This window comes from Pseudoduganella sp. RAF53_2, from assembly GCF_052113985.1.
Lineage (GTDB): Bacteria > Pseudomonadota > Gammaproteobacteria > Burkholderiales > Burkholderiaceae_D > Rugamonas.
In genome coordinates, this window is record NZ_JBFRDW010000066.1 from 1 (window position 1) to 14,339 (window position 14,339).

Here is a 14,339-nt window from a genome sequence, read left to right on the forward strand (position 1 = left end):
CATCAGAATACCGCGCAGCTGGTCTTCCATCAGAATACCGCGCAGCTGGTCTTCCACCTGGTCGCGCGTGTAAGTGTCGCGCGTGCCGCTCAATTCGGTGAAGAACTTGCGCGCATCAGCGACGCGATAGGAATACATGCCGAAGGCACGTACGCGGATCATGTCGAAGTCTTTGTCGCGGATCGTGATCGGCTGCTGCGTGCCCCACTTGCGGCCGGTCTGCACGCGGGTGCTGAAGAAATACACGTCCGACTTGAACGGGGAGGCGAACAGCTTGTCCCAGTTTTTCAGGTTAGTCAGCACGGGCAGGGTCTGCGTGGTGAGCTTGTGCGTGCCCGGACCGAACACGTCGGCGATCTGGCCTTCGTTGACGAACACGGCCACCTGCGACTCGCGCACGATCAGCACGCCGCCGTTCTGGATTTCGAAGTCCTGCATCGGATAACGCCAGGACAACACGCCTTCCGTGTCTTCATTCCATTGCAGTACATCGATAAACTGCTTCTTGATAAAGCTGCCGATACTCATGATGGACCTCGTTCGAAAAATCAGGAAATGCAGGCGGCGTTGATACCACCGATGGAAATGGAAATGGTGCCAAGCAGTGCACCAAAGGCGCTGTTATTGGCTTCGATCTGGTCTTGCGCCATTTTCAGGCAGCGCGTTACTACAGCATAGCTGATGGCTTGCACCACCATCGCGCCAGCGGCCCAGGCAAAGAACTCCTGGTAGTTAGAGGTGTGCAGCAGGCTTGAACCGATGGTCAGCGAGAAGCCGATCATGGCGCCGCCCAGCGACAGCGCAGCGGCGTGATTGCCCTGGCGGATCAGCATCACTTCATCGTAGGGGGTGAACCAGGTGTAGGCTTTGAAGAACACAGCGAGCAGTACGGCGGCCAAAAATAGATGGATCAGATAATTTGCGATGGCGTACACGTCGATCCCCGGTTAAAGTGACAAGCTTGCTAACATAGAAACATATTAGAGCAAAAGCAGCCAAATGACCAAAAAGATTCTGATCCTGTCCGTATTCGTTGTGGCGTCCTGCGGGCTGGCCTACGAACTGATTGCCGGCGCTTTGTCCAGCTATCTGCTGGGCGATTCGATCCTTCAGTTTTCCACCATTATCGGCTGTTATTTGTTCGCGATGGGCGTCGGCGCCCACCTCTCGAAATATGTGAAGGACGACGATGTGCTGGCGCGTTTCGTCGACATCGAATTGGCCGTGGGGCTGATTGGTGGCGTGTCGGCGGCAATGCTGTTCATGACCTTTTCGTGGATGGCGGCGCCGTTCCGCACCGTGCTGTATGTGGTGGTGTTTCTGATCGGCGCACTGGTAGGCATGGAAGTGCCGCTGGTGATGCGTGCGCTGAATTCACGGCAGACGCAGTTCAGTGAGCTGGTGAGCCGCGTACTGACCTTCGACTATCTGGGCGCGCTGGCCGTGTCGCTGCTGTTCCCGCTGGTGCTGGCGCCGCATCTGGGCCTGGTGCGCACCGGCTTCCTGTTCGGGATGCTGAATATCGGCGTCGCCCTGTGGACAATTCTCGTGTTTCGCACAGAGCTTGCGAATGTTACGGGCCGCATGCTGCGCGCTTGTGCAGTGCTGCTGGCGCTGTGTGTCGGTTTCGCCAGTGCGGACCGGCTGACCAGCTGGGGAGAGCATGGTTTGTTCGGCGACGAGATCGTGTATTCGACCACCACGCCGTATCAGCGGCTGGTGATTACGAAGTGGAAGGACGATATCCGCCTCTACATCAATGGCAATTTGCAGTTCTCCTCGCGCGATGAGTACCGCTATCACGAGGCGCTGGTGCATCCGCTGATGGAAGCGCTGCCGTGGGCGCGGCGCGTACTGATTCTTGGCGGCGGCGATGGCCTGGCCATGCGTGAAGTGCTGCGCTATCCGAATGTGCAGCAGGCCACGCTGGTCGACCTTGATCCGGCAATGACGGCGGCGTTCAGCAAGCGTGAAGAGCTGGTGGCGCTGAATAAGGGATCGCTGACCGACAAGCGGGCGCGCGTGATCAATGCGGATGCGGCGTTGTGGCTGCAACAGAACGAGGAAATGTTCGACGCCGTTATCATCGACTTTCCGGACCCTTCCAGCTTCGCGTTGGGCAAGCTGTATTCGGTGCCGTTCTACGGCATGGTGAAGAAGCATCTGGCTGCGAACGGACTGGTGGTGGTGCAGTCCACGTCGCCATTCTTTGCGCCGCATGCTTTCTGGACCATCGACTCGACCTTGCGCGAAGTGGGCCTGCGCACCTGGCCTTATCACCTTTACGTGCCATCGTTTGGAGAGTGGGGCTTTGTCATGGCTTCACCGCAGGCGAACTACAAGGCGCCCGAATCGTATCGCCTGCCGATGCGCTATCTGAATGCGCAGACCACGCAGGAGATGTTCACCTTCCCGCCGGATATGAAGCCGATGGCGATGGAACCTAACCGGCTCAATACGCAATCGCTGGTGCATGAATTCGAAGAGGATTGGCGGAGGGTGATCCGCTGATGCTGCGCCGTTCGTTTTTGGTGTGGGCTGGCGCCGGTGGTCTTGCCGCTGCAACGGCCGTCACGGGCTTTGAACGCTGGCGCGAGATTACGCCGCGCGTACTGGCTCCCGGCCGCGAAGAAGGCCACTTCCTGCGCGATCGCCACGCTTTGCCACCGTCTTCGCAGACCATCGAGACGGATGTGCTGATTGTCGGTTCAGGCATTGCCGCCATGACTGCCGCCTGGAAGCTGCGCAAAGAAGGGCACGATGACTTTCTGATCCTTGATGGGCCGGAACGCTATGGCAATGCGGCCGGTGGGCACTTCGGCAATCTTGCGTTTCCAACTGGCGCGCATTATCTGCCGCTGCCGACACAGGATTGCTTCCATGTGCGCGAGATTCTGGCCGACCTGGGCGTGATTCAGCGTGATCCACAGGGGCCGAAGCCGTACTACGATGAACGTTTTCTGTTGCATGCACCGGAGGAGCGCGTGCTGTACAAGGGCGCCTGGCAGGAAGGCGTGCTGCCGCGCGAAGGTGTTCCGGCAGAGGAGGTGAAGGAGCATCAGCGCTTCTTTGCGCAGGTGGCATCCTTGCGCGATGCGCGGGGGAGCGATGGCAAGCGCGTGTTTACCTTTCCAACTGCGCAGTGCTCGACGGACCCGGAGTGGCTGAAGCTCGATGCGCTGACGTTTGCGGCATGGCTCGATCGCGAGGGCTACCGTTCGCCATCGCTGCGCTGGTATATGGATTACTGCTGCCGCGATGATTACGGTGCGGGCAGCGATAAGGTGTCCGCCTGGGCGGGGCTGCACTATTTCTGCGGACGCGGCGCAGAAGCGGCCAACGCGGAGCCGGGTGCCTGGCTGACATGGCCGGAAGGCTTGCAGGCGCTGGCCAGTGGCATGGAGAGCAGGGCGCAGCCGCGCAGAATGGCGGGGACGGCGGTGTCGCTTCGCATCATCGATGCCGCGCGTGCCGATGCGGCGCCGGAAGCTCCTGCCGCGGAATCGAAGCCGGCTCGGCGCCGCGACAGCGCCGCGGCAGGCGGTGTCACAGACTCCGCGGCGGCGCGCGTCGAAGCGCTGTGCTTCGTGCTGGAAGGCAGCAAGCCGCGTACTTTCACGATCCGTGCGCGCAAGGCGATTTGCGCGATGCCACTGCACGTCGCTTCGCACGTGGTGGCGGCGATGCCCGGCTTCGACCCGGCACAGCATATGCCCCAGCATGCGCCGTGGCTGGTGGCGAACTTCCTGATGAGGCGCTTTCCGGACGAGCTGCCGCAAGCGCCGCTGTCATGGGATAACGTGGTGTATGGCAGCCAATCGCTTGGCTACGTCGTTTCGACGCATCAGGATATCCGCGTCACGCCGCCAGAAAAAACCGTCTTCACCGCCTACACGGCGCTGGCCGGAAAAGACCCAGCCGCAGCACGCCGATGGATGCAGGAGGCAAGCGGAGAAGAGCTGCTGGCGCTGGCCAGCGTGGATTTGCGCGCCGCGTACGGCAGGCAGTTCGATGCCAGTGTGGAGCGCGTAGACATAACACTGCGCGGCCATGCGATGGCGGTTCCGCAGCCAGGATTCCGCAGCAATGCCGGACTACAGGTCTTGCGAACGCAAGATGGGCCAATTCTGTTCGCCCACTCCGACCTGAGCGGCTTCTCCGTCTTCGAAGAGGCATCGTGGTGGGGTTACCGCGCGGCGCAGCTGGCGTTACGCGGCGCGTAAAAAATAGGCAAAAAAAAGCCCGCGAATCTCGCGGGCTTTGGGAGAGCTTACTTGGCGGCTGGCGCAGCTGCTGGTGCAGGTGCTGCGGCAGGCGTTGCGGACGCCGTTGTGGTTTCCTTGGCTTCCTTGGTCGCCTTGTGCGCCTTATGCGCTACTTTGTGATGCTCGGCTTTCACTTCAGGCTTCGCTTCAGCTTTCACTTCGGCCTTGGCTTCCGGTGCCGGGGTGGCAGCGGTTGCGGCGACTGGCGCCTTGGCAGCTGCTGGAGCCGGTGCTGCTGCAGGAGCAGGAGTCTGTGCGAAAGCGGCGGTAGCGAACAGGCCTACGATCAGGGTAGCGATGGTCTTTTTCATGGTGTGTGTCCTTTCGGGGTAAATGGTATAAATTGTTTGTTACGGATTACTTGCTGGCTTGCTGAGTAGCCGGTTTTTGCACTTCAACTTTGGTGTCGCTCTTTTCTGCAGGCGCCGGAGCCGGTGCGGTAGCGGTGCTCGTCGCTGCGGGTGCAACCGGTGCGGAAGTTGGCGTCGCGGATTGCGCGAAAGCGGCGGTTGCGAACAGGCCTGCGATCATGGTGGCGATTACTTTCTTCATGTTTGTATCCTCACTTTGGTTGCTATTGAAGTGCACTATATTGCTGTGTCACTTGAGCATAAAACGAGGCTGGTTACGGCCTAGTTGACCCCATTTACACATGCTTACAAAAGGAGAAAAGATGAAGGCGACGGCGCAATTCAGAGCTCCATCAAAACTCAAGCTACGCGACAAGGATGCGCACGGCCCCCACGGCCGCAGCGACAAGCACAAKGCCGCGCTGGACTCCCTGCTTGAAAAGATCGCGGACTTGCAGGAGATGCTGTACGCGGAGCACAAGCGAAAGGTGCTGATCGTCCTGCAGGGCACCGATACRTCGGGCAAAGACGGAACCGTGCGCGCTCTGTTCAGCAAAATCAGTCCCATGGGCCTTCGCGCGGTCGGCTTCAAGGCGCCGACAGCAATCGAGGCGGCGTACGACTACCTTTGGCGCGTGCATCGCGAAGTACCGCGGGATGGTGAGGTCACGGTCTTCAACCGCAGCCACTATGAAGATGTGCTGATCACGCGTGTGCACGACATGATTACCGTTGGCGAGTGCAAGAAGCGCTATCAGCAGATCCGTGACTTCGAACGCCTGCTGACTGAATCCGGTACCACCATCGTCAAGATCTTCCTGCATATATCCAAGGAAGAGCAGCGCGCGCGCTTGCAGGAGCGGGTGGACGACACAAGCAAGCACTGGAAATTCGACCCGCAGGATTTGAAGGAACGCGAATATTGGGACGAGTATCTGCGCGCCTATGAGGCGGCCATCGCCGCCACGGATGCCGATCACGCGCCCTGGTATGTCGTGCCGGCGGACTCCAAACCGCATCGCAACCTGATCGTCGCCGAGATTCTGCTGGAGACTTTACAGGGAATGAAGCTGAAGTGGCCGCCCGCCAAACCGGAACTGGCGAAGATGAAGATCAAGTGAAAATCAGGTAAGCAGCGGCAGCAGGCGGTTGCGCAGCTGTGCGTATGGCTCGCCGCCATGCCGCGCCAATGCGCGCACTGTTTCTTCGATGCGTTGCGCACTGACCGGACCATCTTTCGCTTCCTCGATCCGGCACTGGACATCGCGCAGCTTGGCGAGTGCGCTGTCCGGCGGCGCGGGCACGTTTTCCAGCTGCTGCAGAATCACCTCGGTCAGCCATCCGATCTGGCGGCCGTAGCTGGCGATGCCGAATGCGCGCTTCTCTATTTCGCCATTGCCCGCGTTGGGCGGAATGGCGTTGAAGAAGCGCTCCAGATCGAACTGCTGCGCCACGCCGCCGCTGAACGGATAGTGATGCTGCGGTGCCCAGTACCAGAACCATGGAAGCATGCTTACCTCCTTATTCGTCAGGGACAGCTGCCGATCTCGTAGTAGTTCGGCGCAGTGCGTTTCAGTGTAGTACGCGAGAAGGTGTTGTCGAGGCCCATCCTTTGATCTGAGCCAAGCGCGTACGCAAAAAAGAAGCGGTCGTAGGCACGGCCTGCCTTCACGTGCTCGTAGTTGGTGGCGGTGAAGCACTCGCCCGGTTGTGGTGGCGGTGACGGCGGCGTGGCGCCGCCCTGGCCGGTGAGGCGGTCCGTCATGCGCTTCACGGCCTGCATCTGGCGTCCTGACTGGATGGCGTAATTGCTGTCGTCATAGGCCCACCAGTCCCAGCACGCATTGGGATTGAGCGGCGTGGTGGTCGCCTGTGGATAAAGGATCACGATGCGGTTGGCGTCCGCCCAGCCGTTGTAGCCCGCGTTGCGCACATAGGTATCGCCGATATTGGCCGGGTCCTGTTTGCAGCCGTGGAAGACCACATGCAGCCTGCAGCTGGCCGCATCGCCTTCGCAGCCAGGCGGGATATACAGGTAGCCGGTGGCCGCCATGCCATGGCTCGCAGGGTTGGACAGGAATTCCGACTGATCGAACTGGATGAAGGTGCCGGCCGGCGTGTTGCTGGTCTTCGGCGTCAGGCTGCCGTAGATCCATTGCAGCAGCGCGCCCGCCGCATCGTAATTGCAGTTGTTGATGTAGGGCGAGCCGAGCGTGGTGCAGTTGTTGCCGTAGAAGTCCGTGGGCATGGCGTGCTGGGCTTTCAAGTCCTTCTTGAAGCTGATCTGGCCACTGGTGATGTAATTTCGGTAGTAGCTTTCCAGGTCGCCCATCACCGCTTGCGGCACGAGCGAATCGGCGCTGCCGGAAAACATCCAGATGCGGTGGCTGGCGAGGCGGGCCGTGGGATCGATGCGTCCGCTGGATGCATTCTGGCTGGTGGTGGCGATCAGGTCCGCGACGCCGGTGCCTCCGGGCGAAACCTGGCACTGGCCCAGTCCGGTACAACTGCACACGGAGGTGGCGCGGCCAACCTGTCCTTCAGCGCAGTAGTAGGGACCGCCGGCCACCACGCCCGCACCAATGACGCTGGCGGAAAAGGCGACATCGAACTGCACCGCCATGAATGCCCCGGACGACAAGCCGGAAACCGATAACTGCGACGCCTTCAGCGACGGCAGCGAAACGACCTGCGACAGCGCGAACAGCGGCGACATCAGCATGGCAAGTGCGAATGCTACGCGCATCATGAGCAGACGAGACATGGCGTCCTCCCGGTCAGGGTAAGACCCTTAATCTACGCCTTTCGTGGGCGGCCGTGCGCAGGTTTCGGTATGCTATGGGCTCTGAAATGGAGGCAAGCCTGCATGATTGAAATCGTTCCTTATGAGCCCGCATACCAGGATGGCGTTGTGTCCGTCATCCTGCCGATCCAGCGCGAAGAGTTCGGTGTGCCGATCACGCTGGAGGCGCAGCCGGACCTGCTGGATATCCCCGGCTTCTACCAGCAGGGTAGCGGCAATTTCTGGGTTGCGCTGGATGAAAGGGAGGTGATCGGGACGATTTCGCTGCTCGATATCGGCAATGGACAAGCCGCGTTGCGCAAGATGTTCGTGAAAGCGGCCTATCGCGGGAAGGAGCATGGTGTGGCGCAGCGGCTGATGAACGAACTGGTGGCGTGGTCGGGCGCGCATGGCGTGCGTGAAGTCTTCCTTGGCACCACGTCCTTCTTCCTGGCGGCGCATCGCTTTTACGAGAAGAACGGCTTTGACGAGATTCGCAAGGATGAGCTACCGCCGACCTTCCATTTCATGCCGGTAGACAGCAAGTTCTACCGCCTTGGCATACAATCGGTTTCTTAATGAACCTTTTTTTGAGGAAGCCCATGTCCCACACTCTAGCCAAATTCGCCGTGATGTCTGCACTGGGCCTCAGCGCTGCCGGTGCTGCGCTGGCGCAGAACCCCGCGCCAGCCATGCCGGGCGCCGCAACCGCCGGCCAATCGCTGGCCTGCCCGGCAATCCTGAAGCAGACCTTCAACCGTCTGCAGGACGATTCGCCGCAGGACCTGTGCCAATACTCCGGCAAGGTAATCCTGATTGTGAACACCGCCAGCTACTGTGGCTACACCAACCAGTACGAGGGCCTGGAAGCGATGTATGCGAAGTACGCGCCCAAGGGTCTGGTGGTGCTGGGCTTCCCGTCCAATGACTTCGGCAAGCAGGAGCCGGGCTCCAGCAAGGAAATCGCCGACTTCTGCTACAACACCTATGGCGTGAAGTTCCCGATGTTCGCCAAGTCGGTGGTATCCGGCCCAACGCCGAATCCGCTGTACGTGAACCTGATCAAAGCCACCGGCAAGACCCCGGCCTGGAACTTCCACAAATACCTGATCGACCGCAAGGGCAATGTGATCGAGAGCTTCCCAAGCAAGGTCACCCCAAGCGACAAACAGCTGGTCGTCGCGATCGAAAAGGCATTGGCAAGCTAAGCAGCCTGCTGTTCACCACCCTGGGCGAGGTCGAACCCCTCGTCCAGCCAGCCGGTGATGCCGCCGGTCATGATCTTGACCGGACGGCCCAGTCTGGCCAGCCGGATGGCTGCCCGCGCAGCGCCATTGCAATGCGGGCCGGCGCAGTAGGTCACGAACACCGTCTCGGCCGGGTAGGCGGCCAGCTTCCAATATGCGTTAAGATTGCGCCATGGCCAAACATCTCGTTGTGGCGCTCGCTTACGATCGCCTTTGCACTTTCGAATTCGGCTGTACCGTCGAATTGTTCGCGCTCGACCGTCCGGAGCTGGGTGTGGACTGGTACGAATTCGCCGTCTGCGCCGCCGAGCCGGGGCCGATCAGCGCCATGGGCGGCATTACCGTGCAGGCGCCGCATGCGCCGGAGCTGCTGGAGCGTGCCGACACCATCATCATCCCCGGCTGGCGCAATGCCGATGAAGAACCGCCTGCGGAGCTGCTGGCGCAAATCCGCGCCGCGCACGCACGCGGCGCGCGCTTGTGCTCGATCTGTTCAGGCGTCTTCGTGCTGGCTGCCGCGGGCGTGCTGGACGGTCAGCGCGCCACCACGCACTGGCGCTACGCCGAGCGTCTGGCCAAGCGCTATCCCAGGATTCTGGTGCAGGAAGACGATCTGTATGTGGATAACGGCCAGCTTATCACCAGCGCCGGTTCGGCGGCGGGGCTGGACATGCTGCTGCACCTCGTCCGCCGCGATTACGGCGCGCGCGTGGGTAACCTGGTGGCGCAGCGGCTGGTGGTCGCGCCGCATCGCGAAGGCGGCCAGGCGCAGTTCCTGCCGCGTCCTATGGCGCATGACGAGCAAGGGCGCCTGTCGAAGCTGATGGACTGGCTGCGCAGCAATCCAACCTTGACCCACACCATCGCCRGCATGGCCGAACGCGCCGCCATGAGTCCGCGCACATTGCAGCGTCAATTTCAGGATGCTACCGGAATGGGGCCGATCAAATGGCTGACACGCGAGCGCGTGGCGATTGCCAAAGACCTGCTCGAATCGCCGGAGATCGCCCTGTCGCAAGTAGCGGAACGGGCCGGATTCGGCTCCGAAGAATCGCTGCGGCATCACTTCCGCCGCATCGCCTCAACCACCCCCGGAGCTTACCGGAAGGCATTCCTTGTCAGCGCCAATTGTGTGGCATAAGCTGAACGCTTTCCAAGGGAGGCTGATATGGCATACGTTGATGGCTTCGTCGTACCACTGCCGCGCAAGAATATCGATACCTACCGCAATATGGCGGAAAAATGCGGTGAAATCTGGCGCGAGCATGGCGCCCTGCAATTCCGCGAGAACATCGCTGAAGATGTGAAGCCCGGCGAGTTCACTTCCTTCCCGCAATYCGTGAAACTGGAAGATGACGAAGTCGTGGTCTTCTCATGGATCACCTTCCCTTCGCGTGCGGCGCGCGACGAGATCAACGACAAGGTGATGAAGGACCCGCGCATGAAGGACATGATGGACCCGAAGAACATGCCCTTCGACGGCAAGCGCATGATCTACGGCGGCTTCGAAACGATCGTCGATCTATAGCAATTTGGCGCGCAGGGCGCCGCGCAGCGCGTTGCACAGGACGATGTCTTCGGCATCGGCCAGCATCTCGCGCGTGATCACGCGTTCCTCCGCGCTCCATGCATCGAGAATCACCGCGCGCATCACGCCGGGCAGCAGGCCGCAGGCGAGCGGTGGCGTGAACCAGCGCCCGCCCAGTTTGACGAAGACATTGCTGCGGCCACCTTCCGTCAGTTCTTCGCGTTCGTTGAAGAACAGTTGGTCGAAGGCGCCTTGCGCTTCGGCGGCTTTCCATGCGGCGTCGTAAGCTTCGCGCATGGTCGATTTGTGGCGCAGGAAAAGCCCGCCGCTTTCGGTTGGCGTATCTGCCAGCAGCACATTCACCGGTTCCTGCAAGGGCTTCAGTTCACCTTTCTGCACCGCGAAAGCGCCCGCACTATTGGTGGCAAGGCGCAAGCGATGCGGCACGCCTGGTGGCATCGTCTGGCAAGCGACGGTGATGTAGGCACGTGCAGCGGCTTCATCCCACGCGAAGCCGAAGTAGCGCGCCGATGACGCCAGGCGTTGCAGGTGGCGCTCGATGTGGCGCGCGCCCGTTTCGCGCGTGGCGTACATGGTTTCAAACAGTTCGAAGTCGTTGGAGAGGCCGGTGAGGAAACGCGCCTTCAGCTGGCATTCCGCGAATTCATCCTGCGGATTGCTGTCGTAGACGATGCCTGCACCCACGCCCATTTCGCCGCGCCGCACGCCATCGACCGGCGCTTGCAGCGACAGGGTGCGGATCGGCACACTCAAACAGAAGTCGCCGAATTTGCGCGCCGGATCGACTGGCGCATCGAACCAGCCGATGGCGCCGGTGTAGACGCCGCGCGGTTCCGCTTCCAGCTCGGCGATGATTTCCATCGTGCGGCGTTTGGGTGCACCCGTGATCGATCCGCAAGGGTAGAGCGCAGCGAAGACTTCCTGCAACGTGGTGTCTTCGCGCAGTTGGGCTGTGACGGTGGACGTCATCTGCAGCACATTGCCGAAGCGCGTAACTTCGAACAGCTTGGGCACTTCCACCGTGCCGGTGGTGGCGATGCGGCCGATGTCGTTGCGCAGCAGATCGACGATCATCAGGTTCTCGGCGCGGTTCTTGGTATCGGCAGCCAGGGCGGCGGCGCGCTGTGTGTTTCCGACGTCGGCGTCCGCGCCGTCCGGCACGGACAGGGCAGCCGGTGCTGTGCCCTTCATTGGGCGCGCCGTCAGCGCGCCGGCTTCGTGGCGCACGAACAGCTCCGGCGACAGCGATACGATGGCGCTGCCGTCGCTCATTCCGATCAGCGCGCCATAAGGCACGGRCTGGCGAGCGCGCAGGCGCGAGTACAGGCCAAGCAGCGAGCCGAATGCGTCGAAACGCAGGCGGAAGGTGTAGTTGACCTGGTAGGTATCGCCGGCTGCAATGTAGTCGCGAATGCGTTCGATGGCGTCGGTGAATTGCGCCTCACTGACGTTGGCGTGAATGCCGCCCAGACCCGCCGGCGATTCATCTTCTGCCGTGAGCGCGGCCAGCCAGGCGCTGACTTCAGGCTGGTTCAGCACTTCGCATTGCTGGAACAGCAGCACGCGCGCTAGCGGCATCGTGTCCGCATTGGCGGCGCGCGGCGGGATGCCGACGATGTGATGGCCCAGTTCATAGCTGCCTGTGAACACGGCGTACTCGCCCCGCGCCAGCGCGGCCTGCACATCTTCCAGCAGCTGCGGCCAGTCCTCGAAGCGATGGCAGGTCAGCGTGCCAAGGTGGCCGGTGTACAGGCGTGAGCGATGCGCGCCACCCGCATTGGGGCTGGCGTCATCGAGCAGGGCAAAGCATTCAACATCCATTTAATTCAACAACAGTGAAATCTGTACAGCGGCATCCTGCGAAGGATTGAACTTGAAGCCGGTCTTCGCATAACGGTGCCAGCGTCCCAATACGAATGCGACCAGCATTGAAGCGCGTGCCGCCACATCCTCCTCATGCGCCTGGCCTTCCGATGCAGCCACACGCAAGGCTTGCTTCAGCGCCAGTTCAACGCGGTCGTAGAACTGATTCATGCGCTGCTGCAGGCGCTCGTCTTCATTGACCAGCGCATCGCCGATCAGCACGCGCGTCATGCCCGGATTGCTGCTCGCAAAATTGAGCAGCATGCCGAGCATATCGCGCGCCTGGCCCATGCCATCCGGCTGCTTTTCAGTGATCTGGTTAATCAGACCAAATACCGACGACTCGATGAATTCGATCAGGCCTTCGAACATCTGAGCTTTGCTGGCGAAATGCCGGTACAGTGCCGCTTCCGACACGTCCAGTTTCCGCGCCAGGGCGGCGGTGGTAATTTTTTCCCCTTTCGGGTGCTCCAGCATCTCTGCCAGTGCCTGGAGAATTTGCAGCTTGCGCTGGCCGGGCGGTGTGCTTGCCATAGTCCTGTGACCTGTTTATGACATTGGGTTCAGCGCAGCCGGGATAGCCGCGCGGGCAGATGTTTGACAGATTTTACTTGCACATCGACCCAAGCGGGTCGGTTCATTCGTTTTGGCAGGTGCGCCGCACCGGCAGGGTCGCTTGTTTTCAGATATTGCGTGATCCACACCGTGCGCAGTCCCAACTGATGCGCCGTGCGCAAATTGGCCAGCGTGTCTTCCACCAGGATGCAGCGGCGCGGCGTGAGTTTTTGCCTGCTCATGACCTTGCGCAGCAGATGCTTGGATGGCTTGGGCCGCAGCTTGCCATGCACCCGCATGGATTCGATCGCGATGTGATGCGAGAAGTGGCGCTGCAGGCCCATATGGCGCAGCACGCGGGTCGAGTAGCGGTGCGGCGCATTCGTCAGCAGGATCTTGCGGCCGGGCAGGCGCTCCAGCAGGCGGCCCAGGCCTTTTTCATGGCGCACTTGCGACAGCAGGTCGGGAATGTCGTGCGTAGTGTGCAGAAAGTGGTCCATGTCGACGCCATGGTGCTTCATCAATCCCAGCAGGGTGACGCCATAGCGCTTCCAGTACAGCGTGCGCGCCGCGTTGATCTGTTCCTGCGTGGCAGGCGTGCCTTCCTGGCCCAGCACGCGCGCAAGGTAGTCGTTCATGTTCGCCATGATCGCCGGGAAGATGGCGTGCGAAGCATTGTGCAGGGTGTTGTCCAGGTCGAACAGCCAGACCGGCGCAGAGGGTTTAATATTCACGACACTCATCGAAAGGAAATCATGCGACGCCAGATTATAGTGATCTTTTCCCTGCTGCTCGGATTTGCCCTTCCGGCGGCATGGGCAGAGGCGCCGAAACCCGCCGTGCAGGCGCAGCGGCACGGCGCGCTGTTCAAGCTGGAGAAGGGCGGCCATACCTCCTGGCTGTTTGGCACCATCCACGTGGGAGCACCGGATTTCTTTCCGCTGGAACCGCAGGTGATGTCAGCGCTCGGCAAATCCACCGCGCTGGCGCTGGAAGTTGATCCGCTGGGCGATCCCTCGCGCATGATGCAGGCCGTGATTGAGCACGGTTTGTACAAGCCTGGCCAGGGACCGGCACTGGAGGCCCTCAAGCCCGATTATCGTCCGCGCCTGGAAAAGCTGCTGCACCAGTACAGTATTCCCACAGCGACCGTGGAGCCCATGAAGCCGTGGATGATTGCCAGCGTGCTGACCGTCGCCGAATTCACGGCGCAGGGCTATCAGAGCGAGCTGTCGGTGGATAGCTGGCTGTCCGCGCAGGCAAAGAAGCGCAAGATCAAGGTTGTCGAACTTGAATCGGCAAGCGCGCAAATGGCGCTGTTTGACCGCATGACGGCGGAAGAGCAGGTGCGCTTCCTGGAAGAGGGCATCGACGCCATCGAAGACAAGGAACAGGCGGAGCAGGCGCGCGACATCACCGATGGCTGGCGCTACGCCGATCAGGCCAAACTGGAGGCACTGGCGAAAAAAGCCGCCGAAGACGACACCTTCTCAGGCCAGTTCGTGCAAAAGATCCTGCTGGATGAACGCAATCCGGGCCTGGCCGACGGCATCGTGAAACTGATGGCGCGCGAAAAGAACAGCTTTGCCGCGATCGGCGTTCTGCATCTGGTTGGTTCGGGGAGTGTGCCGGAGCTGCTGCGCCAGCGAGGTGTATCCGTACAGCGGATATATTGAAGAATGGTGCCCTTGACGTGGATTGAACACGTGGCCTCTCCCTTACCAAGGG

General features: G+C 61.0%; 17 protein-coding genes and 1 pseudogene. 8 read left to right on the top strand and 10 right to left on the bottom strand.

Translation table 11 applies throughout. From position 1 onward, the window contains the following. Together AB4Z11_RS06325 and AB4Z11_RS06330 are read right to left on the bottom strand one after the other, a co-directional pair. On the bottom strand, positions 1-528 hold a 528-nt coding region (locus AB4Z11_RS06325), incomplete at its 3' end, for an SPFH domain-containing protein (RefSeq protein ID WP_442023530.1). A gap of 20 nt (positions 529-548) precedes the next feature. Continuing rightward, the gene (locus AB4Z11_RS06330; RefSeq protein ID WP_442023532.1) at positions 549-935 is read right to left on the bottom strand and encodes a DUF350 domain-containing protein; all 387 of its coding nucleotides are present in this window, start codon (positions 933-935) and stop codon (positions 549-551) included. Positions 936-999: 64 nt separating this feature from the next. Between AB4Z11_RS06330 and AB4Z11_RS06335 the strand changes: the two genes are divergently transcribed. After that, positions 1,000-2,511 carry a polyamine aminopropyltransferase gene (locus AB4Z11_RS06335; RefSeq protein ID WP_442023534.1) on the top strand — a complete coding sequence of 504 codons (1,512 nt, stop codon included), beginning with the start codon at positions 1,000-1,002 and terminating at the stop codon, positions 2,509-2,511. Next, the gene (locus tag AB4Z11_RS06340; protein ID WP_442023536.1) at positions 2,511-4,223 is read left to right on the top strand and encodes an NAD(P)-binding protein; all 1,713 of its coding nucleotides are present in this window, start codon (positions 2,511-2,513) and stop codon (positions 4,221-4,223) included. The genes AB4Z11_RS06335 and AB4Z11_RS06340 overlap by 1 nt, the downstream gene beginning before the upstream one ends. A 47-nt stretch (positions 4,224-4,270) precedes the next feature. Here AB4Z11_RS06340 and AB4Z11_RS06345 read toward each other — a convergent pair whose 3' ends face one another. Beyond that, entirely contained in the window at positions 4,271-4,576 is a 306-nt protein-coding gene (locus tag AB4Z11_RS06345; protein ID WP_442023538.1) for a hypothetical protein, read from the bottom strand. Positions 4,577-4,622: 46 nt separating this feature from the next. Next, positions 4,623-4,817 carry a hypothetical protein gene (locus AB4Z11_RS06350; protein WP_442023540.1) on the bottom strand — a complete coding sequence of 65 codons (195 nt, stop codon included), beginning with the start codon at positions 4,815-4,817 and terminating at the stop codon, positions 4,623-4,625. 121 nt (positions 4,818-4,938) lie between these two features. Here AB4Z11_RS06350 and AB4Z11_RS06355 point away from each other — a divergent pair, with 121 nt between their 5' ends. Then, entirely contained in the window at positions 4,939-5,736 is a 798-nt protein-coding gene (locus AB4Z11_RS06355; RefSeq protein WP_442023542.1) for a PPK2 family polyphosphate kinase, read from the top strand. Between the two features lie 3 nt (positions 5,737-5,739). On the opposite strand, the gene AB4Z11_RS06360 is transcribed toward AB4Z11_RS06355, so the two are convergent. Next, complete coding sequence (locus tag AB4Z11_RS06360; RefSeq protein ID WP_442023544.1) at positions 5,740-6,126, bottom strand: hypothetical protein; 387 nt, start codon at positions 6,124-6,126, stop codon at positions 5,740-5,742. Between the two features lie 17 nt (positions 6,127-6,143). After that, positions 6,144-7,379 carry an extracellular catalytic domain type 2 short-chain-length polyhydroxyalkanoate depolymerase gene (locus AB4Z11_RS06365; RefSeq protein ID WP_442023546.1) on the bottom strand — a complete coding sequence of 412 codons (1,236 nt, stop codon included), beginning with the start codon at positions 7,377-7,379 and terminating at the stop codon, positions 6,144-6,146. A 102-nt stretch (positions 7,380-7,481) separates the two neighbouring features. On the opposite strand from AB4Z11_RS06365, the gene AB4Z11_RS06370 reads away from it, so the two are divergent. Beyond that, positions 7,482-7,976, top strand: a complete 495-nt coding sequence (locus tag AB4Z11_RS06370) for a GNAT family N-acetyltransferase (RefSeq protein WP_442023548.1) — start codon at positions 7,482-7,484, stop codon at positions 7,974-7,976. A 23-nt stretch (positions 7,977-7,999) separates the two neighbouring features. After that, on the top strand, positions 8,000-8,605 hold the full coding sequence (locus AB4Z11_RS06375) for a glutathione peroxidase (RefSeq protein ID WP_442023550.1): 606 nt from the start codon (positions 8,000-8,002) through the stop codon (positions 8,603-8,605). Here AB4Z11_RS06375 and AB4Z11_RS06380 read toward each other — a convergent pair. Further along, a pseudogene (locus AB4Z11_RS06380) lies at positions 8,602-8,793 on the bottom strand (rhodanese-like domain-containing protein); the annotation flags it as partial. The gene AB4Z11_RS06375 and the pseudogene AB4Z11_RS06380 sit on opposite strands and share 4 nt — an antisense overlap. A 23-nt stretch (positions 8,794-8,816) precedes the next feature. Between AB4Z11_RS06380 and ftrA the strand changes: the two are divergent. Both ftrA and AB4Z11_RS06390 read left to right on the top strand, forming a co-directional pair. Then, the gene (ftrA, locus tag AB4Z11_RS06385) at positions 8,817-9,785 is read left to right on the top strand and encodes a transcriptional regulator FtrA (RefSeq protein WP_442023552.1); all 969 of its coding nucleotides are present in this window, start codon (positions 8,817-8,819) and stop codon (positions 9,783-9,785) included. Between the two features lie 27 nt (positions 9,786-9,812). Further along, positions 9,813-10,172, top strand: coding sequence for a DUF1428 domain-containing protein (locus AB4Z11_RS06390; RefSeq protein WP_442023554.1), 360 nt, complete (start codon positions 9,813-9,815; stop codon positions 10,170-10,172). On the opposite strand, the gene AB4Z11_RS06395 is transcribed toward AB4Z11_RS06390, so the two are convergent. The 3 genes from AB4Z11_RS06395 to AB4Z11_RS06405 are packed head-to-tail and all read right to left on the bottom strand — an operon-like array spanning position 10,167 to position 13,345. Further along, positions 10,167-12,014, bottom strand: coding sequence for a chorismate-binding protein (locus AB4Z11_RS06395; protein WP_442023556.1), 1,848 nt, complete (start codon positions 12,012-12,014; stop codon positions 10,167-10,169). The genes AB4Z11_RS06390 and AB4Z11_RS06395 overlap by 6 nt on opposite strands. After that, positions 12,015-12,590, bottom strand: coding sequence for a nucleoid occlusion factor SlmA (gene slmA / locus AB4Z11_RS06400; protein WP_442023558.1), 576 nt, complete (start codon positions 12,588-12,590; stop codon positions 12,015-12,017). Positions 12,591-12,619: 29 nt separating this feature from the next. Then, a complete protein-coding gene (locus AB4Z11_RS06405) occupies positions 12,620-13,345 on the bottom strand; it encodes a pyrimidine 5'-nucleotidase (protein ID WP_442023560.1) in 726 nt (241 codons plus the stop codon). 21 nt (positions 13,346-13,366) lie between these two features. Here AB4Z11_RS06405 and AB4Z11_RS06410 point away from each other — a divergent pair, with 21 nt between their 5' ends. Further along, a complete protein-coding gene (locus AB4Z11_RS06410) occupies positions 13,367-14,287 on the top strand; it encodes a TraB/GumN family protein (RefSeq protein ID WP_442023562.1) in 921 nt (306 codons plus the stop codon). Positions 14,288-14,339 lie beyond the last annotated feature (52 nt).